The organism is Olsenella sp. An270 (assembly GCF_002159735.1).
In the GTDB taxonomy this organism is placed as follows: Bacteria; Actinomycetota; Coriobacteriia; order Coriobacteriales; family Atopobiaceae; genus Thermophilibacter.
On the sequence record NZ_NFJF01000004.1, the window covers coordinates 1 to 22,696 of the forward strand.

The following is a 22,696-nucleotide window of genomic DNA, read 5'->3' on the forward strand; positions in this document are numbered from 1 at the left end:
TGGCGGCGGACTCCACGCTCACCGAGAGGGGCTGGCCAAACGCGGCGCTGAGCTGGGCCGCGATGTCGGCGAACTCGGCCGAGAAGGCTACGTGCGGCCCGGACGGCGGGGTCTCCCCCGCCGCGACTCACGAAGTGAGCGAGGCGTCAGCCGAGCGCGGAGCGAGCGGGGGAGACCCCGCCGTCCGGGCCGCGCAGGACCTCACGCCCGAGTTCGCCGACATCGCGGCCCAGCTCAGCGCCGCGTTTGGCCAGCCCCTCTCGGTGAGCGTGGAGTCCGCCGCCACGACGTCCGACGAGGACGCCGCCGAGGAGCTCTCCTACGACGACGCCCCGGAGGAGGACCCCGGCTTCATCGACGAGCCGGTCGACGACAGCGAAGACGACGACACGGACGACTAGCACGACCGCACGCACTTCTCGCCACGAGACAGCACGACGACGAAAGGAAGCACATGTCCAAGGGATTCAACATGGGCGGCATGAACCGCGACCAGATGATGGCCCAGGCCCGCAAGATGCAGGAGCAGCTCCTGGCCGCGCAGCAGAAGGCCGCGGCCACGGAGGTCTCCGCGAGCGCCGGCGGCGGTGCCGTCAAGGTCACCGCGACGGGCGACCTGCGCCTCACCTCGCTCGCGATCGACCCCGCCGCCGTGGACCCGGAGGATGTGGAGATGCTGCAGGACATGATCCTCGCGGCCGTGAACGACGTCCTGGAGTCCGCCGAGCAGATGGCCAGCCAGCAGCTCGGCGCCGTGACCGGCGGCATGAGCATCCCGGGCCTCTTCTAGGCGGCCCACGCGCATGGACACGGCCATCAGCGACGGCCGCGCGCTCCAGCGGCTGCTCGACGAGCTGGGACGCCTCCCGGGCATCGGCCCCAAGTCGGCCCAGCGCATCGCTTACTACCTGCTCGAGGCCGACGCCGACCAGGCGCGTCGCCTCGCGCAGGCGATCCTGGAGGTGAAGCAGCAGGTGCACTTCTGCCCGGTCTGCTTCTCCTACGCCACGCGCGACACCTGCGACGTCTGCGCTGACGCCTCGCGCGACCGCACGTCGGTCTGCGTCGTCTCGGAGCCGCGCGACGTCGCGGCGATTGAGCGCACAGGCAGCTACCATGGCCTCTACCACGTCCTCGGCGGCGTCATCAGCCCGATGGACAAGATCGGCCCGGAGCAGCTCCACGTGCGCGAGCTGCTGGCGCGCCTGGCTGACGGCGAGGTGACCGAGGTCATTCTCGCCACCAACCCGGACGTGGAGGGCGAGACCACGGCGACCTACCTCGCGCGCACGATCCGCCCGCTGGGCGTGCGCGTCTCGCGTCTGGCGAGCGGCCTGCCCGTGGGCGGCGACTTGGAGTACGCTGACGAGGTGACCCTCGGGCGCGCCATCGAGGAGCGCCGCGAGGTCTAGGAGAGAGCGATCGGGGGACTTTCCATGCCTTTCAAGGACGAGAAGAACACGCGCCCGGCACATCGCGCGACCCACGCCGCGAGCCACGCGCGCCCGTCGGGGCGCCGCGCCCGCCAGCAGTCGACCGCGCTCGCGAGCGACTCCGACCAGATCTCCACCATCGGCGCCGGCCAGGGCGCCCGCGTCACCACGCGCAAGAACGCCGCCGAGGCGGCGGGGCGTGCCCGCAAGAACGCGGAGCGCCGCTACGCCGAGCGCCACCCGGAGGACCGGGCCCCGCAGTCCGGCCCCAAGAGGAGCGTGCTCAACGTCGTCCTTCTCGTGGTCGCCGCGATACTGGCCCTGGCGGTGATCTTTGCCGTGGGCACCCTCGTCACCTCGCTCGTGTTCCCGCCCGCCGAGGAGGAGACCACCCACGACCAGACGCTCCACCTCACCGAGTCCGAGATCGAGGCGCAGGAGCAGCAGCGCGAGCACGACGCCGGCCAGGAGCAGGTGGGCGTCGACGGCACGGTGAGCTACGCCGGCCAGACGTACGCCCTCTCCCAGGGGGAGGACGGGGTCTGGAGCCTGGTCTACTCCTCCGGCGAGCCGGTCTTCGAGCTGCCGGGCATGCCCGTCGCGCTCGTGCGCACGGCCGACACGCTGCTCGTCCCCGAGAACGTCGACGGCGGCTGGAACGTCGCCTGCTACGTGATCGGCGGCCACTCCAGTGGCATCACCTACGTCGTGGACGCCGAGGGCAACCCCGCGGGCGGCTCCGGGGAGATCGAGTCCGTGGAGCTCGACGGGACCACGCTGCGCGTGACCGTTGGTGGGACCACCACCGACGTCGCACTCGCGTAGGTTTTGTGTGCGCGGCGGCGCCCGCAACTTTTTTGAGATTGGGCCTTGCCACGCTCTGGGGGGTATGAGAGAATAGCTCCCGCGCAAGGCGCACGGGGTGTTAGCTCAGCTGGTTAGAGCGCCGGCCTGTCACGTCGGAGGTCGAGGGTTCGAGTCCCTTACATCCCGCCATTGCACGTTCGGGGGTCCCGCGAGGGACCCCTTTTTTCATGCCGAGACGCCCCCCCGGGCCCCGCGCCGCACGCCGCTCGGCGACAAGGGCCCCGCGCCGCAGTCCCGCTAATGCGTGTGTCGCGCTATCATATTGGGCGTCGGACACGAGCGAGAACGGGGCGCCCATGGCAACCAGCGCTCACACACAGCCGCGACGGGTCGCGGTCTTTGACTTCGACGGAACCGCGATCGACGGCCAGTCGGGCTCGCTGTTCACGCGCTACCTCCTCGCTCAGGGCATGATGTCTCCGCTGCGCCTGCTGCGCCTCGGCTGGTGGGGCGTCCGCTACAAGCTGCACCTGCCGTTTCGCCAGGGCGAGGCCCGCGAGCTGGTCTTCGGCGCGCTCGGCGGCCGCACCTCCGAGGAGGTCGACGCCCTCATGACGCGCTTCCACGACGAGGTCCTCGCTCCGCTCTACCGTCCGCAGGCGCTCGACGAGGTCGCCTGGTGCCACGGGAAGGGCATGGTCGTCCTGCTCGTCTCGGCCACCTTCGAGCCGATCGCCGAAGTCGCCGCGAGCCGCATGGGCGTGGACGGGTTCGTCGCCACGCGCATGGAGCGCGACGAGCGGGGCCGCTACACGGGACGAGTCGACGGCCCGGTCGTGGCGGGGGCCGAGAAGTGCCGCGCGGTCGAGCGCTGGTGCGACGCGCACCTCGGCGCGGGGGCCTGGGTGCTCGAGCGCGCCTACGCGGACCACCACACCGACGCGCCCCTCCTGGACGCCGCCCGCGAGGCGCGCGCGGTCTGCCCCGGCAAGACGCTCGCGATTAGCGCCCGTCGGCGGGGCTGGCCCGTCCTGGACTGGGGCGAGGGGAAGGAACCGGGTCGGAGGTAGGCCATGGACGTATCGAGAAAGACCGACTACGCGCTGCGCATGATCAGCGAGCTCGTCGAGAGCCCGGACGGGATCCTCTCGGTCCGCAGCGCCGCGCAGGAGAGCGGGGTGCCCTACTCCTTTGCCCGCTCGATCCAGCGCGACCTCGCGGCCGCCGGCATCGTCACCAACACGCGCGGCGCGAGCGGCGGGATGCGACTCGCCGTGGACCCGACCAAGACGACGCTTCTGCAGGTCGTCGAGGCGGTGCAGGGCCCGGTCTCCCTCTCGTGCTGCCATTCCGCCGACCCCGCGGGCGGCGTGTGCCCCAACCGGGAGGGATGCCGCTACACCTCGGTGTGGTGCCACGCCGAGCGCCTGCTGCGAGACCTCTTCGCGAGCGTGACCCTCCACCAGCTCATCGTCGAGCGCCGCTCGCCCGTCCCGCACGCCACCTTCGAGCTCGTCCCCGAGGACGAGGCCAGGCGCGACCTCGGGGACGGGGCGTGAGGGCGGCCGCCGAGCCGTCGGGCGAGAGGGACCTCGCGGCCTTCCGCTCCCTCGTCCTGGGGCGCGGCAAGGAGCTCTACCGCGACCTCCCCTGGCGCCGCACGCGCGACCCGTACCAGATCTGGATCTCCGAGGTCATGCTCCAGCAGACGCAGACCACGCGCGTGGACGGCCGCTGGCAGCGCTGGCTGGAGCGCTTCCCCACGCCCGTGGCGCTCGCGGCCGCCGAGCCCGCCGACGTCCTCGAGGAGTGGCAGGGCCTCGGCTACAACCGGCGCGCCCTCGCGCTGCACCGCGCGGCGCAGGCGGTGGCCGCGCTCGGCGGCGAGCTGCCGGCCGAGACCGCGGCCCTCGAGGCGCTGCCCGGCGTGGGTCCCGCCACGGCCGCGGGCATCCGCGCCTTCGCCTTTGACCTGCCCTCCGTTTACCTGGAGACCAACGTGCGCACGGTCCTGCTCCACGAGCTCTTCCCGGGCGAGGAGCGCGTGAGCGACCGCGCGCTGGTGCCGATCCTGCGCGCGACCTGCCCGCCCGACGCGAGCGATCCCGCGGACGACCCGCGCACCTGGTACTACGCCCTGCTCGACTACGGCGCCTACCTCAAGCGCACCGTGCCCAACCCGTCGCGCCGCTCCGCCGGCCACGCGCGCCAGTCGCGCTTCGAGGGGTCGCACCGCCAGAAGCGCGCCGAGCTGCTGCGCGTCCTTCTCGCCCACCGCGGCGAGCCGCGCGGCGTTGGCCTTAAGACCATTTGCGAGGAGCTTGCAAGCGTGGAGGAGAAAGCGGGTAGAAGGTCGATAAGCGCCTCCGAGGTCGAGGCCCTCCTGGGCGAGCTGTCCCGCGAGGGCTTCTGCCGGCCGGGCGACGGGGCGTGGCACGTCTGACATCGGTTGAGCCGTCGGGCAGGGGCCCGGCGCAGGAAACGTGTCCCTCCCGGGGGACTGAGAGGAGCCTCCAATGGCCGTCGACTTTGAGAACTCGCAGACGAAGAAGAACCTCGAGGCCGCCTTCGCCGGCGAGTCCCAGGCCACCAACAAGTACGCCTACTACGCGAGCAAGGCCAAGAAGGAGGGCTACGTCCAGATCTCCGACATCTTCACGGAGACCTCCGGCAACGAGCGCGAGCACGCCAAGCTCTGGTTCAAGTACCTCCACGGCGGCGAGGTGCCCGACACCCTGACCAACATCAAGGACGCCGCCGCAGGCGAGAACTACGAGTGGACAGACATGTACAAGGGCTTCGCCGAGACTGCCGAGGCCGAGGGCTTCACCGAGATCGCCGCCAAGTTCCGCATGGTCGGAGAGATCGAGAAGCACCACGAGGAGCGCTACCTCAAGCTCGCCGAGCGCGTCGAGAAGGGCGAGGTCTTCGCGCGCGAGGGCGTCAAGGTCTGGAAGTGCCTCAACTGCGGCCACCTGCACGTGGGCGCCGAGGCCCCCGAGGTCTGCCCGGTGTGCAACCACCCGCGCGCCTACTTCGAGGAGCAGAAGATCAACTACTAGGCACGACCGCATCGCACGTCCGGCCCGTCGGCGCCCCTCGGCCCCGGCGGGCCTTTCGTGTGCGCGCGGGACGAGACGGTCGGGCGAGAAGGACCGTCACGTCGTGCGGGAAGGTTCCCGCCCGCGCGGCCCTGCTCGCCGCCCCGTTGCCCGCACTCACCGCCTTTTCGTGGACAGTCGGTTGACGCGAGGCCCACAATGAGTGTTGTCCTGTGCACAGACCTTCGAGGAGCGTGACATGGAATCTCTCGACAGCACTCTCTACCTGAGCAACGATGACCTGTTCCTCTTTGCTCGCGGCGAGTGGTACAGGAGCTACGAGAAGATGGGCGCCCACCCCGCCGTCACCGACGACGGAACCCACGGCTACCACTTCGCCGTCTGGGCCCCCGACGTGAGGAGCGTCCACGTCATCGGTGACTTCAACGGCTGGGACGAGACGGCCACGCCGCTCTACCCGACCGAGACCGGTGGCATCTGGCAGGGCTTTGTTGCCGGCATCGAGGAGGGCGCGCTCTACAAGTACCTCATCGAGTGCAACGACGGGCGCAAGCTCTACAAGGCCGACCCGTACGGCTTCTACGCCGAGAAGGTCCCCGGCACCGCCTCGCGCACCTTCGACCTCGACGGCTACGCCTGGAAGGACGCCCACTACCTCGAGCAGCGCTCCCATCGGGACATGTTCGCCGAGCCGCTCAACATCTTCGAGGTGCACCTGGGCAGCTGGCGCCGCCACGGTGACGAGCCCCAGGGCGAGCCCCGCGAGGACGGCACCTATCCCGGCCCCGGCGACCCGTTCCCCGCGCAGCGCGGCGTCGTGTACTCCTACGATGACCTCGCCGACGAGCTCGTCGAGTACGTCAAGGAGATGGGCTACTCCCACATCGAGATCATGCCCGTCAACGAGCACCCGTTCGACGGCTCCTGGGGCTACCAGCCCACCGGCTACTACGCCGCCACGTCCCGCTACGGCAACCCGCGCCAGTTCATGCACTTCATCGATGCCTGCCACGAGGCCGGCATCGGCGTGATCTTCGACTGGGTGTGCGGCGGCTTCTGCGCCAACGCCGAGGGCCTGGCCAACTTCAACGGCGGCATGCTCTACGAGCACAAGATCCATCCCAACTGGAACACCCACCAGTTCCACTACGGCCGCGGCGAGGTTCGCTCCTTCCTCGTGTCCAACGCCCTGTTCTGGGCGAACCTCTTCCACGCCGACGGCATCCGCATGGACGGCGTCTCCTCGATGCTCTACATGAACTTCGGCATCGACGACCCGGGCCAGAAGCGCTTCAACGAGAAGGGCACCGAGGAGGACCTCGACGCCTCCGCGTTCATCCGCCAGACCAACTCGGTCATGGGCAAGGAGCACCCCGACGTCATGATGATCGCCGAGGAGTCCACCGCGTGGCCGCTCGTGACCTACCCGCCCGAGGACGGCGGCCTGGGCTTCCACTTCAAGTGGGACATGGGCTGGATGAACGACACGCTGCACTACATGCAGACCGACTTCCCCTGGCGCCCGGGCAACTACCGCATGCTCACGTTCTCCTCCATGTACCAGTTCAACGAGAACTTCATCCTGCCGCTCTCCCACGACGAGGTCGTCAACGGAAAGTGCTCGCTCATCACGCGCATGCCCGGCGACTACTGGCGTCAGTTCGCCGGCATGAGGACGCTCGCCTTCTATCAGATGATGCACCCCGGCGGCAAGCTCAACTTCATGGGCAACGAGATCGCCCAGTTCATCGAGTGGCGCTACTACGAGGGCATCCAGTACTTCCTCTCCGAGCAGTACGACACCCACCGTCACCAGCAGCGCTTCATCCGCCACCTCAACCGCTTCTACAACGAGCACCCCACGCTGTGGCAGCGCGCCTTCGACTCCGAGGGCTTCGAGTGGATCGACGCCGACAACGCCGACCAGTCCATCATCAGCTTCATCCGCAGGGGCGACGACCCCAAGGAGGACCTGGTCATCCTCATCAACTTCGACGTCAACGCGCGCGAGGACTTCCGCATGGGCGTGCCGGAGTGGGGCGTCTACGAGGAGGTCTTCAACACCGACAACGAGCGCTTCGGCGGCTCCGGCGTCCTCAACACCGGCAAGCTCAAGTGCCAGGACGAGCCCTGGAACGGTCGCGAGCAGTCGATCGTCGTGCGCGTCCCGCCGCTGGGCGGCATGATCCTCAAGCGCACCGGCACCCTGCGTCGCCCGGCCAAGAAGACGGACGGCGGCGCCGCGGCCAAGAAGCCGGCCGCCAAGAAGGCGGACGAGAAGGACGTCAAGCCGGCTGCCAAGGCCACGGCCAAGAAGGCCGCCCCCAAGAAGGCGGCCGAGAAGAAGCCGGCTGCCAAGAAGGCCACCCCTGCAAAGGGAAAGTCAGAAAAGAAGCCTGCCGCGAAGAAATAGCCTTCGACGGAGTAAGCTTAAGCGAGGCCGCCCGCGGGCGGCCTCCAACCGGGAGGTCACGCGACGCCTCCCTGTGCGGACTCGTCCGCGCCCCCGAGTGTTCGTCGCCACGATGCAAGGAGTAGTTTTGACTGACAACGCCAAGATCTTCGAGAACCAGCAGGACTTCGTCGAGCAGTACCGTGAGGCCTGCCTGACCCGCTACGGCACCCCCTTCGAGGAGCTCGCCGACCACGAGCGCTACTTCGCCCTCGCCGAGCTCATCGCCAACAAGGGCCGCGCCATCTTCCCCGAGTCCCACCCCAAGGGCACCAAGAAGGTGTACTACTTCTCCCTCGAGTTCCTTCTCGGCCCCCTGCTCGACAACTACCTGATCAACTTTGGCATCCGCGACGTGGTCGCCGACGGCGTCAAGTCCATGGGCTCCGACCTCGAGACCCTCTGCCGCCAGGAGGTCGACCCGGGCCTCGGCAACGGCGGCCTCGGCCGTCTTGCGGCGTGCTTCCTCGACTCCATGGCCCACGAGGGCATGGCCGGCTACGGCAACGGCATGCGCTACCGCTACGGCCTCTTCCGCCAGTACATCGAGGGCGGCCGTCAGGTCGAGCGCACCGACAACTGGCTCGCGGGCGGCTTCCCCTGGGAGACCCGCAAGGACGGCAGCGCCGTGCTGGTGCGCTTTGGCGGCCAGGTCGTCCGCCACGAGCAGGACGGCAAGTTCTGGTTCACGCAGGAGGGCGGCGAGATCGTCCGCGCCGTACCCTACGACGTGCCCATCATCGGCTACGGCGGCAAGGTCGTGAACAAGCTGCGCCTGTGGTCGGCCGAGCCCTACACCGAGGACTTCGACCTCGACGCCTTCAACGCCGGCGACTACGCCCGCGCCAACAAGTTCCGCTCCGACGTCGAGGCCATCTCCACGATCCTCTACCCCAACGACGCCGGCGAGCACGGCCGCATGCTGCGCCTCAAGCAGGAGTACCTCTTCGTCTCCGCGGGCCTGCAGACCATCCTGCGCACCTACGAACGCGAGTTTGGCCCCGACTGGGAGCACCTCGGCGAGCACGTCTGCATCCACACCAACGACACGCACCCCGCCATGTGCGGCCCCGAGCTCATGCGCCTGCTCGTCGACGAGAAGGGCGTTGACTTCGACCTCGCCTACAAGATCGCCAGGGAGACCATCTCCTTCACCAACCACACGGTCATGCCCGAGGCGCTCGAGAAGTGGCCGATCAACACCTTCCGCAACCTCCTGCCGCGTCTCTACATGTTCATCGACGAGATCGACCGCCGCTACCGCGACAGCCTCGCCAACCACCTCTCGCCCAACGAGGGCAACTGGACCAAGGTGCTCCAGGAGACGGCGATCCTGTGGGACGGCCAGGTCCGCATGGCCAACCTCTCGATCATCTTCTCGCACTCGATCAACGGCGTCTCGGCGCTGCACACGCAGATCCTCAAGGACAGCGTCTTCCACGAGTTCTACGAGATGATGCCGCACCGCTTCAACAACAAGACCAACGGCGTCACGCACCGTCGCTTCCTCGCCGAGGCCAACCCGAGCTACTCCAAGCTCATCACCGAGGCCATCGGCGACGGCTGGATGGACGACGCCATGGAGCTCGAGAAGCTCATCCCCTTCGAGCAGGACGCCAGCTTCCTCGACGCCATGGAGCTCGCCAAGAAGGCCGACAAGGAGCGCCTCGCCGCCTACATCAAGGAGACCTCGGGAGTCGAGCTCGACACCAACATGGTCTTCGACGTCCAGGTCAAGCGCTTCCACGCCTACAAACGCCAGCTCCTCAACGTCTTCAAGGTCCTCGACGTCTACAACCGCATCCTGGCCGACCCGAGCTACAGCCCGCGCCCCACGGCGTTCATCTTCTCCGGCAAAGCCGCCCAGAGCTACACCTTCGCCAAGGAGGTCATCCGCCTCATCAACTCGGTCGCCGACGTCATCAACAACGACGAGCGCGCGAACGACAAGATCAAGGTGGCCTTCGTGCCCAACTTCGCGGTCTCCAACGCCCAGCTCATCTACTCCGCGGCAGAGATCTCGGAGCAGATCAGCGTGGCCGGCGCCGAGGCCTCCGGCACCTCCAACATGAAGCTCATGATGAACGCGGCCATCACCCTCGGCACGCTCGACGGCGCCAACATCGAGATCTCCGAGCTCGTGGGCCCCGAGAACATCAAGATCTTCGGCCTGCGCGCCAACGAGGTCGACGAGCTGCGCGCCTCGGGCCGCTACTACGCCTGGGACATGTACAACGGCGACCGCGACCACATCGGCCGCATCGTGGACATGCTCACCGACGGCACGCTCGCGCGCCTCTCGGGCAACTTCGACAGCATTCACGACTACCTCATGGTCGACAACGACCCGGATCTGGTCCTGCGCGACTTCCACTCCTACGTCCAGGCCTTCGACGAGCTCACCGGAGCCTACGGCGACCGCCGCGCGTGGAACAAGTCGGCGCTCCACAATACCGCCAAGGCCGGATACTTCTCCTCAGACCGAACGATCCGTGAGTACATGGAAGACATCTGGCACATTTAGGGCTAGGACACTTCGGGGGCCCCGCGCCCCCGCGTGAGTTGGTTGTCGAAAGGAGTGGGGGTATGAGCAAGAAAGAGTGCATCGCAATGCTCCTCGCCGGAGGGCAGGGAAGTCGTCTCGGTGCGCTGACGAGCAACGTGGCAAAGCCCGCCGTCTCGTTCGGTGGCAAGTTCCGCATCATCGACTTCGCCCTGTCAAACTGTGCGAACTCGGGCATCAACACGGTCGGCGTGCTCACCCAGTACCGTCCGTACCTGCTGCACAGCTACATCGGGACCGGCGAGGCGTGGAACCTCGACGAGCGCGGGGGCGGCGTCGCCATCCTGCCGCCGTTCGCGACGCAGACCGGCGGCGCCTGGTACGAGGGCACCGCTGACGCCGTGACGCAGAACCTCGGCTACATCGAGCAGAACGACCCCGAGTACGTGCTCATCCTCTCCGGCGACCAGCTCTATCGCATGGACTACTCCGACATGCTGGCCACGCACAAGGCCAACAACGCCGACCTCACGATCGCCGTCATGCCGGTGCCGTGGGAGGAGGCCTCCCGCTTTGGCATCCTGACCGCCGACCCCGACGGCCGCATCACCAAGTTCTCCGAGAAGCCCAAGAAGCCCGACAGCAACCTTGCCTCCATGGGCATCTACATCTTCAACGCCGACCTTCTCGTCAACACGCTGAGGGAGGACGCCAACGACCAGAACTCCTCGCACGACTTCGGCGGCGACATCATCCCCAAGCTGCTGGCGGACGGCAAGCGCCTGTTCACCTACAAGTTCGAGGGCTTCTGGCGTGACGTCGGCACCATCTCGAGCTACCACGAGACGAGCATGGACCTGCTCGGGTCCAACCCCGCCTTCGACATCTTCAGCACCGACTTCCCGATCATGAGCAACGCCTCCACGCGCCCGCCCGCGTTCGTGGGCAAGGACGGCACCATCGACGACTGCCTCGTCGCCAACGGCTGCCAGGTCTACGGCACCGTGAAGCACTCGATTCTCTCGACCGACGCCTACGTCGGCGAGCGCGCCACCGTCATCGACTCGGTGCTGCTCCCGGGCGCCGTGGTCAAGGACGGCGCCAACGTCGTGCGCGCGATCCTCGGCGAGAACTCCGTGGTCGAGGAGAACGTCAGCGTCGGCAGCGTCGACACCACGAAGGACACCGCCGTCATCGGCAACGACGTGGTCGTCGGAAAGGGGGAGAACTAGTCATGGAGAAGGTCATCGGCCTCATCACCTGCAACTACTCCGCCAAGGAGTCCAGCGCGCTCACCGAGAGCCGTCCCGTGGCGTCGCTGCCGTACTTCGGCCGCTATCGCCTCGTCGACTTTGCCCTGTCGAACCTCGTGAACTGCGGGATCCGCACGGTGGGCATGGTCATGCCGTACAACTACCGCTCGATCATCGACCACACCGGCTCCGGCAAGGACTGGGACCTCGACCGCAAGAACGGCGGCCTGTTCATCCTCCCCGGCTCCGCGTTCGGCACCTCGCGCACCGGCGCGCGCTTCCTGCTTCGTGACCTCATTCACAACAAGACCTACTTCAAGCGCAGCAACGCCGACGCCGTGATCTGCTCGACGGCCAACTTCGTCTACAACATCGACCTCGACGAGGTCTACGAGGCCCACAAGGCCTCCGGCGCCGACATCACCGTCCTCACCAAGACGGCGTCCGAGAAGGACGCCGACGTGACGGCGTTCGACGTCATCGACGGCCGCGTCCAGGGCGTGCGCCAGGGCGTCAACTTTGGCGACACGATGTTCCTCGACTGCTTCGTCATCAACCGCCAGCTGCTGCTCGACATGTTCGACTGGTACGCGCCGACGGACTACCTCGACCTCTTCGAGGCGATGACGGGCGACTTTGGCCGCGTCGACGTGCGCACCCACGACTTCGGCGGCTACGTCGCGCCGATCTTCAACAAGCGCTCCTACTTCCGCGCCAACATGGACCTGCTCGACCCGCGCATCACCGCCGAGCTCTTCCCCGCGGACCGCTCCATCAAGACCAAGACGCACGACACGCCGCCCGCCAAGTTTGAGATCGGCTCCCGCGTGCTCAACTCCGCGGCGTCCTCGGGCGACCGCATCTACGGCAGCGTGAGCGACTCCATCCTGGGCCGCAACGTCATCGTCGAGGCGGGCGCCACGGTGCGCAACTCCATCGTGATGCAGGGCTGCGTCGTCAAGAGCGGCGCGCGCGTCGAGAACGCCATCGTGGACCGCGGCAACGTGGTCCCGGCCGGCACCGAGCTGCGCGGCACCCCCGAGGACGTCCTCATCACCGAGAAGGCCCACGAGTAGGCGAGGGGGAGTCTCAATGGCAACATCAGCCAAGCGCAGGAAGCTGCGCGTGCTCTTCGCGTCCTCCGAGGCCGTGCCCTTCGCCAAGACGGGCGGCCTGGGTGACGTGGCGGGCTCGCTGCCCCGCGCTCTCAAGCACGCCGGCGCCCGCGTCGCCGTGATCCTGCCCAAGTACGCGAGCATCCCGCAGGAGTACAAGGACCAGATGAAGCACGTAGCCGACTTCTACGTGCCGCTCGCCTGGCGCAACGAGTACTGCGGCATCGAGAAGCTCACGCTCCAGGATCTTGACTTCTACTTCGTGGACAACGAGGCCTACTTCAAGCGCGACGGCCTCTACGGCTACTTCGACGACGGCGAGCGCTTCGCGTTCTTCTCGAAGGCCATCTGCGAGGCCATCGCCAAGGTGCCCGAGCTCGAGTGCGACGTCCTGCACTGCAACGACTGGCAGACGGCCCTGTGCTGCGTGTTCCTGCGCGAGTTCTATCAGCAGGTCCCGCAGTGCGCCAACGTCAAGACCGTCTTCACGATCCACAACGTGAAGTTCCAGGGCCAGTACAGCGACAAGGTTCTCGAGGAGGTGCTGGGCCTCGCCCACATCCCCGCCGCGCGCGACCAGCTCTACTGCGACCGCGACTCCATCAACTACATGAAGGGCGCCCTCTGCTACACGGACTTCCTCACCACGGTGAGCCCGAGCTACGCCTACGAGCTGCAGATGCCCTTCTACGGCGAGGGCCTCGACGACATCTTCCGCCGTCGCCAGAACGTGCTGCGCGGCATCCTCAACGGCATCGACCAGACCATCTGGGACCCCGCGACCGACCCCATGATCCCGGCCAACTACACGGCCAAGGAGCTGGAGAACAAGGCGGAGTGCAAGCGCGCCCTCCAGGAGGAGCTGGGCCTGGCGCAGGACCCCACGCGCCCGCTCGTCGTCTCCATCGGCCGCCTCACGGACCAGAAGGGCCTGGGCCTGGTGCGCTACGCGATGGACCACCTCATGCAGCGCGGCGTGCAGGTTGCGATCCTGGGCACCGGCGACAAGGACCACGAGGACGCCTTCCGTTACTTCGACGCCAAGTACGGCGACCAGATGTGCGCGCGCATCGCCTTTGACAACGCGCTCTCGCACCGCATGTACGCGGGCGGTGACATGCTCCTCATGCCGTCCGAGTTCGAGCCGTGCGGCCTGTCGCAGATGATCGCCATGCGCTACGGCACCCTGCCCGTGGTGCGCGAGACCGGCGGCCTGCGCGACTCCGTCATGCCGTACAACAAGTACACCGGCGAGGGCACGGGCTTCTCGTTCGCCAACATGAACGCCGACGAGATGGCCGACACGCTCCTGGGCGCCTGCGAGATCTTCTGGACCGAGCCCGAGACCTGGCGTAAGATTCAGCTCCAGGCTATGGACGCGGACTTCAGCTGGCGTCGAGCCGCGAACGACTACATGGACATCTACCATGACCTCCACCCGGAGATCATCAGGTACAACAAGAGGAGAGACTAGCGTTTGAGAGCACGCCACGTAACCTCAGAGCGTGAGTACAGGTCTCCATTCGGTGCCGTCCAACTGGGCGGCACCGTTTCGCTGAGCATAGACGTGTGGGAGGACGACGTCACCTTCTGCACCCTGCGCGTGTGGACCGACGCCCACGGCGAGGAGCTCATCGAGATGCGCGGCGCCGAGCACGCCGGCGGCCTGCGCTTCACCGCCACGTACAAGCCCGCCGAGACCGGCGTGGTCTGGTACAACTTCGACATCGAGGCGAACGACGGCGCGGTGTGGCGCTACGGCGCGCGCGAGGGGTGGACCACCGGCGAGGGCGCCTTCGCCTACGGCGACCCCCCGTCGTTCCAGATCACGGTCTTCTCGCCCCGGGCTCGCCAGCCCCTCTGGTACCGCGAGGGAATCGTCTACCAGATCTTCCCCGACCGCTTTGCGCGCGGGGAGGACTGGCGCGAGCGCGCCGCGGACACGCTGGCCGTGCGCCGCAGGGGCGGTCCCGACCGCAAGGTGCTCGAGGACTGGGACACGCCGCCGACCTACGAGCGCCGCGAGGACGGCAGCGTGGCGTGCTGGGACTTCTACGGCGGCACGCTCGAGGGCATCCGCGAGCGGCTGGGCTATCTGGAGGACCTGGGCGTCACGGCGCTCTACCTCAACCCCGTCTTTGAGGCGGCGAGCAACCACCGCTACGACACGGCCGACTACCTGCGCATAGACCCGATGCTCGGCGACGAGCAGAGCTTCCGGTCCCTCTGCGTCGACGCCGAGGAGCACGGCATCTCCGTCATCCTGGACGGCGTCTTCAACCACGTGGGCGCGGACTCGCGCTACTTCAACCGCTTTGGCACCTACCCCGAGCCGGGTGCGTGGCAGGGCGAGCGCTCGCCGTACCGCGACTGGTTCACCTTCCACGAGGACGGCACCTACGCCGGCTGGTGGGGAGACCAGAACCTCCCCTCCGTGCGCGCCGACTGCGAGGACTTCCACGACCTCGTGTGCGGGCGTGCCGGCGTGATCCGCCACTGGCTGCGCCAGGGCGCGCGCGGCTGGCGCCTCGACGTCGCCGACGAGCTCACCGACGAGTTCATCGTCCAGATCAAGCGCGCCCTGCTGTCCGAGAGGCCCGACGGCGTGCTGATCGGCGAGGTCTGGGAGGACGCCTCCCACAAGATGGCCTACGGCAAGCTCCGCCAGTACTTCCAGGGCGCCGAGCTCGACGCCACGATGAACTACCCGGTGCGCACCGCCCTTCTCGCCTACATCCGGGGCGACATGGGCGCGAGCGAGCTCGCCGCACGCCTGGAGGAGCTGCGCGAGAACTACCCGCGCGACAACTTCTACTCGGCGCTCAACCTGCTGGGCAGCCACGATCGCGAGCGCCTGTTCACGGTGCTCGGCGGCGCGCCCGACCCGGACTCGGTCCCCGAGGGCGAGCGCGCCGGCTGGCGCCTCTCCGACGACCAGGTGGGCCTCGCGAAGGCGCGCCTGTGGGTCATGGCGCTGCTGCAGATGACCCTGCCCGGCGTCCCGTGCGTCTACTACGGCGACGAGCGCGGGGTCGAGGGCTTCCGCGACCCGTACAACCGCGCGAGCTTCCCGTGGGACGGCGGCAGGCGCGACTGCACCGACATCTACCGCAACGCGATCGCGGTGCGCAAGATGCTGCCGGAGCTGCTGGTGGACGGCGAGTTCGAGCCCTTCTCGTCTGGCGAGGACGTCTTTGGCTTCTGGCGTCGCGGCGAGGGCGAGCGCGTGTGCGTGCTCGTCAACGCCAGCCTCTCCGAGGCCCACACCGTCAAGGTCCCCGTGGGCGACAAGCAGGTCTCCGACGTGGTCTCGGGCAAGGTCCCGCGCGTGAGCCACGGCCAGGCCGAGGTCTTCCTCTGGCCGCTCGGCACCTCCGTGCTGCACTTCCACGACGAGCAGCGCCTCCAGGCCCCGCTCGAGCGCGGCATGGGCGTGCTCTGCCACATCACCTCCGTGCCCAACGGCGGCTGGCCCGGCACCCTCGGCGCCCCGGCGCGCCGCTTCGTGGACTGGCTCGCCGCCGGCGGTCAGAAGTACTGGCAGGTCCTGCCCGTCAACCCCACGGACCGCTTTGGGTCCCCGTACGCGGGCCTGGGCGCGTTCGCGGGCAACCTGGGCCTGCTCGAGCTGCCGGCGCCGGCCGCGCTGGCGCGCCTCGAGCGGATCGGCAACGACCCCGAGTACCTCCGCTTCTGCGACGAGAACGACTACTGGCTCACGCCGTACGCCACCTTCCGCGCGTGCAAGGAGCTCCTGGGCGAGAAGCCCTGGCAGGAGTGGCCGGAGCCCTATCACACCTACTCGCCGCGCCTGGCGTCCGACCCCAAGCTGCGCCACGCGATCGAGGCGCACCGCCGCCTGCAGTTCGAGTTCCAGCGCGAGTGGGACGACCTGCTCGAGTACGCGCACGCGCGCGGCATCAAGATCATCGGCGACATGCCGATGTTCGTCTCGGCCGACTCCGCCGACGTGTGGAGCGAGCCCGACATCTTCGACCTGGACGAGCGCGGCTATCCGCGCCGCCAGGCCGGCGCCCCCGGTGACGCCTTCGCGCCCGACGGCCAGAACTGGGGCAATCCCACGTTCCGCTGGGACATCCTCCGCGAGCAAAACTTTGGCTGGTGGCTGCGCCGATTCAGCCGGATGCTCGCCCTCTACGACGTGGTGCGCCTCGACCACTTCATCGGCTTCTCCTCGTACTTCGGGATCCCCGATGGCAAGACGGCGCGCGACGGCGCGTACGCCTTCGGCCCCGGTGCGGAGCTCTTCAAGGCGGCCGAGCGCCAGTTTGGGCCGCTGCCGTTCATCGCCGAGGACCTGGGCGCGATCACGCCGGCCGTCCGCGCGCTGGTGGCCGCGACGGGCTTTCTGGGCATGGACGTGGCGCAGTTCTCCGACGACGACGTGCGCGAGGGCTACGCCCCGCGCCCCGAGACCGTGGCCTACACCGGCACGCACGACAACCAGACGCTGGTGGGCTTCTGCGAGCAGCGCTACGGGCTCGAGCGCGAGGAGGCGGTCGAGGTCGCGGACGGCATCATGCGCCGCGTGCTCGCGAGCGACGCGGACGTGGCGATCGTCCCGCTGCAGGACGTGCTCGGCCTCGGCGACGAGGCGCGCATGAACGTGCCCGGCGTGGCCGACGGCAACTGGAGCTGGCGTGCGTCCGACGCCGACGTCGCGGCCGCGGCGTCGCGCCTGGCCGAGCTCGCCGAGGAGAGCGGGAGGATCCTGGGCTAGCGCGACGGGCGCACGGTTCTTCTCGCCTGTTCTTCTCGGCCGCTTGCCGCGTCCTGAAAATCGGACCTGCGGCACGGAAGGGCGCCCAAACGTCCTTAAAATCAAGGCTGCGGCACAAATCGGGTCCTCCGACGTGCCGCAGCCTCGTTTTTAAGGACAGCTTGCCGAGAAGAACGAGCGAGGCGCGACGCCCACGTCGTCAGCCGATGCCGTACGCTTCCACGGGGACGACGTCCCGGACCTCGGCGTCCGCCCGGTCCCGCCCTCGCCCGTGGTCGCCCCAGCGGACGCCGTCGATGCGCTCTAGCTCCAGGTAAAGGCGCAGCCTCAGCCGCCTGAGCCGCTCGCTCTCCCGGTGGGTGCGTCGCTTTGCCGGGGTGCCGAGGTCGCGCCTGATGAGGTCCACGAGACCGTCCATGTAGGCGAGGTCGCGGTACTGCCTCCTGGTGACGAGGTACTCCACGATTCCGATGGCGGTGAGCTCGTTATGCCGCTCCGCGTCTCGCGCATGCGCCTCCTCGCTGGCGTGGTCTCTGCCGTCGTACTCCACCGCCGCGCCGAGCAGCGCCCTCCCGTTGCGCATCGCGTCGGCGGGCGCGCGCAGAAGGATGTCGGGCTTGCGGATGCCGGCGCGCATCCTGTCGCGGATGCGGGTGACCTCCAGCGGCGCGTTCATCGAGAGCACGTCGAGGCCGTAGCCGCCGCGCGCAGGGTTGAGTCCCAGGCGCAGGGAGAGCTTGGTCTCTCGCGGGGATCCGGAGTTCACGCAGGCACGTCCCAGGGCGCGTCGCACCTTGGCGGCGCCGGGGAACGAGCCCAGGGCGTCGAGGTGCGCCAGGACCATGTCGCGCGTGGTGGGCGCGGACCAGCGCTGCCACATGCCGCCCTCGAGCTCCGGCGCGATGGCGTAGGTGCCCATGAGCTCGGAGAGCAGCACGATGAGCTCGAGCTCCGTGAGGCGCGGCGCCATCTGGACGGCAAGGTGCTCCGGGGAGACGCACCGGACGCCGGGCGCCACGAGAAAGGCGGAGCCGGCGGGCAGCGGGCGGGACACGGTGTGCGTCTTGACGCGCTTGGACCTCCTGCGCCCCGCCTCGTCGGCGACGAGGGCCTCTATCGGCTGCGCGAGCCGGCCGAGCAGCGGCGTCTGCGCAATCAGGCTCGCAAGCTCGGCGTCGCTTGGGCCGCGGCCGGGGACGGGCGCGTCGCAGCGCTGGCGCCACTCCAGGCTCAGGCGCAGCTCTTGTCGGCGGATCACCTCTAGGGCGGTAAGATGAGAAAGCATCAGTTCCATGTGACGATTATAAACTAATAATTTAGTAACACAACGGATAGCCTTGCATTGAATGTTAGTCGACCATCCGCGTCACGGGCGTCCTGAAAAATGGGCCTGCGGCACGGAAGGGCGTCCAAACGTCCTGAAAATCAGGGCTGCGGCACAAATTTGGCCCTCCTGCGTGCCGCTGCCTCGTTTTTAAGGACATCCGATGGGGAAGGCTCGGAACCTCGGGGCGTCATCGCTACAATGGGCGAGAAGAACCACCCGTCGCGACCGACCCCGGATGCCGGGGCCGGCGCGCCCTGCTGTAGAGGTAGCCCATGCTGATCGACCGCGTTTCCCGCCAGTTGACTGCAGCCCCGGAGCTCGCGCCGCTCGTGCGCGCGCTCGACGCCGGCGAGGACGCCAGCCTGTCCGTGGCCCAGTCCGCACGCCCGCTCGTGCTCGCCGCGCTCTGGGCGAGAAGCCCGCGCCCCTGCCTGCTCGTCGTCTCCGGCGAGGAGGCCGCGGACCGCACAGCGCGTGCGCTGGCTGCCTGGCTCGGCCAGGACGTCGTGGGCCGCTACCCTGAGCGCCGCGACCGGCCCTGGGCCGACACCGCCCCCGACGACGCCGTCGTCGGTGCGCGCTGCCGCTCCGTCGCGCGCCTCGCCGCCGGCGAGAGCTGCGTGATCGTGGCGTCCGCCCACGCGCTCCTGCGACGCGTGCCGCCCGTGGGCTCGGGCTACTTCGCCTCGAGCACCTTTGCGGTGGGCGACGAGGTCCCCTTTGAGGACGTGCCGGCGCTGCTCGTGGGCATGGGCTACAACGACGCCGGCGACGTGGACGCCCCCGGCACCTTCCATGTGCACGGCGACACGGTCGACGTCTTTCCCGCGCAGGCCACGAGCCCGGTGCGCATCGAGTTCTTTGGCGACGAGATCGACCGCGTTCGCCGCATGGTCCCCTCCACGGGCCAGACGATCGGCGAGCTGACGGAGGTCACGGTCTCGCCCTGCCGCGAGCTCGCGCTCACGGACGAGACGGTCGCCCGCGCCGAGCGCGCCCTCTTCAAGGCCGCCCAGGACAACACGAAGGTGGCCGCCGACCTGGAGCTCATTCGCCAGCGGGCCGCCGCCCCCGCGCTGGAGCGCTACCTCCCGCAGCTCTACGGCACCACGGCGAGCCCGCTCGAGCACGTCGCGCAGAGCGCGCTCGTGGTCCTCGCCGAGCCGCGTGCCCTCTTCGACGACTGCATGCGCGCGTTCGACGAGCTCACCGCCGCCGCGAACGCCACCCGTGCGAGCCTCGACGGCCTCTACGCCTCCCCGCGCGAGATGGACTTTGGCAGTCAGCAGCGCCTGTCCTTCTCGTCCATGCTGCGCGCCGGCGCCGGGACGTCCACGGCGGACCTCGAGGTGCGCCAGCCCGGCATCGCCGGCTCCGACGCCAAGCTCATGGGCCGCGTTCGCCAGCTCGTGGCCGACCGCTGCGCCGTGCTCTTCGCCGTGCCGGACCGCGGCGCGCGCGAGTCGCTGGAGCTGCGCCTCTCCGACGAGAACATTCCCTTCGTCGAGTCGCTGGGAACGGCGGCCGAGAACAACGCGCCGCAGGTGGAGCCCTTGGACCGCGGTTGTGTGACCTTCACCGACGCGCCCGTGCCGGCCGGCATCGTGATCCCGGGCGCGCATCTGGCCGTGCTGTCGGTCTCCGACCTCGCGTCCCGCACGGCCAAGTCGCGCCGCCGCGCCCGCCGCGTGGACCCCACGAGCGTGACCTTCCCGTTCAAGCCCGGCGACTACGTCGTCCACGCCACGCACGGCATCGCCCTCTTCTCCGACATCGTGCGTCAGGAGGTGGCCGGCCGCGAGCGCGACTACTTCCTGCTGGAGTATGCCGGCGAGGACAAGCTCTTCGTGCCGCTCGAGCAGGTGGACCGCATCACGCGCTACGTGGGTCCCGACGGCAGCTCGCCGCGGCTCACGCGCCTCAACACCGCCGACTGGTCCCGCGCCACGGGGCGTGCGCGCCGCTCCGCCAAGAAGCTCGCCTTCGACCTGGTGGACCTCTACACGCGCCGCAGCTCCGTGCCCGGCTACGCCTTCTCGCAGGACACCCCCGTCCAGGAGGAGATGGAGGCGAGCTTCCCCTACGAGCTCACCGCCGACCAGCGCTCCTCGATCGCCGACATCAAGGCCGACATGGAGGCGCGCCGTCCCATGGACCGCCTGCTCTGCGGCGACGTGGGCTTTGGCAAGACGGAGGTCGCCCTGCGTGCGGCGTTCAAGTGCTGCCAGGACGCCAAGCAGGTCATGGTGCTCTGCCCCACCACGATCCTGGCGCAGCAGCACTTCGAGACGTTCTTCTCGCGCTTCTCGCCCTTTGACCTCAAGGTGGCCGTGCTCTCCCGCTTTGTGACGCCGGCCCGGCAGCGCAAGGCGCTCGAGGGCTTCGCGGACGGCTCGGTGGACGTGCTCATCGGCACGCACCGGCTGCTCTCGGCCGACGTCAACCCCTATGACCTGGGGCTCGTTATCATCGACGAGGAGCAGCGCTTTGGCGTGCAGCACAAGGAGCAGCTCAAGAACATGCGCGAGCAGGTGGACGTGCTCACGCTCTCGGCCACGCCCATCCCGCGCACCATGCAGATGGCCATGAGCGGGGTGCGCGACATGAGCCTCATCATGACGCCGCCGCCCGGCCGCCTGCCGGTCAAGGTGACGGTGGGGGAGTGGGACCCCGACGTGGTGAGCGCGGCGATCCGCGACGAGCTCGCGCGGCACGGCCAGGTCTACTACGTGTCCAACCGCGTCCACACGATCGACGACGCGGTGGGGCGCGTGCGCGAGGCGGCGCCGGAGGCCCGCATCGGCGTGGCGCACGGCAAGATGAGCGCCCGCGAGGTCGAGGACGTGATGCTGCAGTTCCAGGAGCACGAGGTCGACGTGCTGGTGGCCACCACGATCATCGAGAGCGGCATCGACAACCCGCACACCAACACGCTCATCATCGAGGACTCCCAGCGGCTGGGCCTGGCGCAGCTCTACCAGCTCAAGGGTCGCGTGGGCCGCGGGCGCATGCAGGCCTTTGCCTACTTCATGTTCCCGGCGGAGCAGCCCCTTACGCCCGAGGCCACCGACCGCCTCACGGCGATCAACGAGTACCAGGACCTGGGCAGCGGCATGAAGATCGCGATGCGCGACCTGGAGATTCGCGGCGCGGGCTCGCTCATGGGCGCCGAGCAGCACGGCAACCTCTCCAGCGTGGGCTTTGACCTCTTCACGCAGATGCTCGGCGAGGCCGTGGCCGAGGCGCGCGGCGAGACACGCGACGTGGAGCAGGCCGAGGTCACGATCAACCTGCCGGCTGACTTCTTCCTGGCCGAGGAGTACCTGCCCGACGTGGACAAGCGCGTGCTCGTGTACCGCCGCCTGGCGGCGGCCGCGGACCTTTCCGAGGTCGATGCGCTGCAGCAGGAGTGCGAGAAGGACTTTGGCGCGCTGCCGCTCGCCGGGCGCAACCTCTTCGACCGCGCCCGCGTGCGCATCCGCGCGCAGCGCCTGGGGTGCGCAAGCGTGAGCCTGGCCAACGGGCGCCTGGTCTACCAGGGCGTGGAGGTCTCGCGTCAGACGGCGCTTCGCCTCAAGGAGCGCGGCGGCGTGGTCTACCCCAAGACCAAGAAGGTGGCCTATCCGTTCCACCGCACGCAGGAGGAGGTCATGCCGGCCGCGCTCGGCGTCCTCGAGGAGATCGGCGGCGACGACGAGGTCGAGGAGGAGTAGCGGCGCCGCGGGTCCTTCTCGGAATCGCTGCCCTTGTCGGCGGCGGCCCCAGGAATCTCCGCCCTTGTCGCCCGCCCTTCTAGGAATGTCGGCCCTTGTCCGCGCCGCGTCTAGGAATCGCCGCCCTTGTCCGCCCTGGGAGGCGCCAGGGCGTACAACCCCTCGATTTTTTAGACGTGCGGCGGACAAGGGCCGCGTTCTTTAGAAGCCTCCCGGACAAGGGCGGCGATTCCTAGAAGGGCGGGCGACAAGGGCGGCGTTTCTTAGACGCGCCCCGGACAACCCCGGCA

At 68.7% G+C, this 22,696-nt stretch carries 16 protein-coding genes and 1 tRNA gene; 16 read left to right on the forward strand and 1 reads right to left on the reverse strand.

All coding sequences use genetic code 11. The features are described from left to right. The 15 genes from B5F73_RS09380 to B5F73_RS05365 all read left to right on the forward strand — a co-directional run. Window positions 1-401 (forward strand): hypothetical protein (locus B5F73_RS09380; RefSeq protein ID WP_204206267.1); only part of this gene is annotated, 401 nt, incomplete at its 5' end. Window positions 402-454: 53 nt separating this feature from the next. Beyond that, window positions 455-790 carry a YbaB/EbfC family nucleoid-associated protein gene (locus tag B5F73_RS05300; RefSeq protein ID WP_204206268.1) on the forward strand — a complete coding sequence of 112 codons (336 nt, stop codon included), beginning with the start codon at window positions 455-457 and terminating at the stop codon, window positions 788-790. Between the two features lie 13 nt (window positions 791-803). Then, window positions 804-1,412: a recombination mediator RecR gene (gene recR / locus B5F73_RS05305; protein ID WP_087227233.1), complete on the forward strand. Its 609-nt coding sequence runs from the start codon at window positions 804-806 to the stop codon at window positions 1,410-1,412. A gap of 24 nt (window positions 1,413-1,436) precedes the next feature. After that, complete coding sequence (locus B5F73_RS05310) at window positions 1,437-2,258, forward strand: hypothetical protein (RefSeq protein WP_087227234.1); 822 nt, start codon at window positions 1,437-1,439, stop codon at window positions 2,256-2,258. A gap of 94 nt (window positions 2,259-2,352) precedes the next feature. Next, window positions 2,353-2,429: transfer RNA gene (locus tag B5F73_RS05315), tRNA-Asp, on the forward strand. A gap of 167 nt (window positions 2,430-2,596) precedes the next feature. Then, complete coding sequence (locus tag B5F73_RS05320) at window positions 2,597-3,310, forward strand: HAD family hydrolase (RefSeq protein WP_087227235.1); 714 nt, start codon at window positions 2,597-2,599, stop codon at window positions 3,308-3,310. 3 nt (window positions 3,311-3,313) lie between these two features. Continuing rightward, window positions 3,314-3,799, forward strand: coding sequence for an Rrf2 family transcriptional regulator (locus B5F73_RS09505; RefSeq protein ID WP_087227409.1), 486 nt, complete (start codon window positions 3,314-3,316; stop codon window positions 3,797-3,799). After that, the gene (locus B5F73_RS05330; RefSeq protein ID WP_239379814.1) at window positions 3,796-4,683 is read left to right on the forward strand and encodes an adenine glycosylase; all 888 of its coding nucleotides are present in this window, start codon (window positions 3,796-3,798) and stop codon (window positions 4,681-4,683) included. The genes B5F73_RS09505 and B5F73_RS05330 overlap by 4 nt, the downstream gene beginning before the upstream one ends. 73 nt (window positions 4,684-4,756) lie before the next feature. After that, the gene (gene rbr, locus B5F73_RS05335) at window positions 4,757-5,302 is read left to right on the forward strand and encodes a rubrerythrin (RefSeq protein WP_087227237.1); all 546 of its coding nucleotides are present in this window, start codon (window positions 4,757-4,759) and stop codon (window positions 5,300-5,302) included. Between the two features lie 238 nt (window positions 5,303-5,540). After that, a complete protein-coding gene (gene glgB / locus B5F73_RS05340; RefSeq protein WP_087227238.1) occupies window positions 5,541-7,715 on the forward strand; it encodes a 1,4-alpha-glucan branching protein GlgB in 2,175 nt (724 codons plus the stop codon). Window positions 7,716-7,842: 127 nt separating this feature from the next. Continuing rightward, entirely contained in the window at window positions 7,843-10,278 is a 2,436-nt protein-coding gene (locus B5F73_RS05345; RefSeq protein ID WP_239379815.1) for a glycogen/starch/alpha-glucan phosphorylase, read from the forward strand. 62 nt (window positions 10,279-10,340) lie between these two features. Next, the gene (locus B5F73_RS05350; protein WP_087227239.1) at window positions 10,341-11,489 is read left to right on the forward strand and encodes a glucose-1-phosphate adenylyltransferase; all 1,149 of its coding nucleotides are present in this window, start codon (window positions 10,341-10,343) and stop codon (window positions 11,487-11,489) included. Window positions 11,490-11,491: 2 nt separating this feature from the next. Then, window positions 11,492-12,586, forward strand: coding sequence for a glucose-1-phosphate adenylyltransferase subunit GlgD (gene glgD / locus B5F73_RS05355; protein ID WP_087227240.1), 1,095 nt, complete (start codon window positions 11,492-11,494; stop codon window positions 12,584-12,586). A gap of 16 nt (window positions 12,587-12,602) precedes the next feature. Beyond that, window positions 12,603-14,099: a glycogen synthase GlgA gene (gene glgA / locus B5F73_RS05360; protein WP_087227241.1), complete on the forward strand. Its 1,497-nt coding sequence runs from the start codon at window positions 12,603-12,605 to the stop codon at window positions 14,097-14,099. A 93-nt stretch (window positions 14,100-14,192) separates the two neighbouring features. Further along, window positions 14,193-17,366, forward strand: coding sequence for a 4-alpha-glucanotransferase (locus tag B5F73_RS05365; protein ID WP_343225002.1), 3,174 nt, complete (start codon window positions 14,193-14,195; stop codon window positions 17,364-17,366). Window positions 17,367-17,565: 199 nt separating this feature from the next. On the opposite strand, the gene B5F73_RS05370 is transcribed toward B5F73_RS05365, so the two are convergent. Further along, entirely contained in the window at window positions 17,566-18,651 is a 1,086-nt protein-coding gene (locus B5F73_RS05370; protein WP_143803145.1) for a hypothetical protein, read from the reverse strand. 314 nt (window positions 18,652-18,965) lie between these two features. On the opposite strand from B5F73_RS05370, the gene mfd reads away from it, so the two are divergent. Then, window positions 18,966-22,406 carry a transcription-repair coupling factor gene (mfd, locus tag B5F73_RS05375; protein ID WP_087227244.1) on the forward strand — a complete coding sequence of 1,147 codons (3,441 nt, stop codon included), beginning with the start codon at window positions 18,966-18,968 and terminating at the stop codon, window positions 22,404-22,406. The last annotated feature ends 290 nt before the right edge of the window (window positions 22,407-22,696 follow it).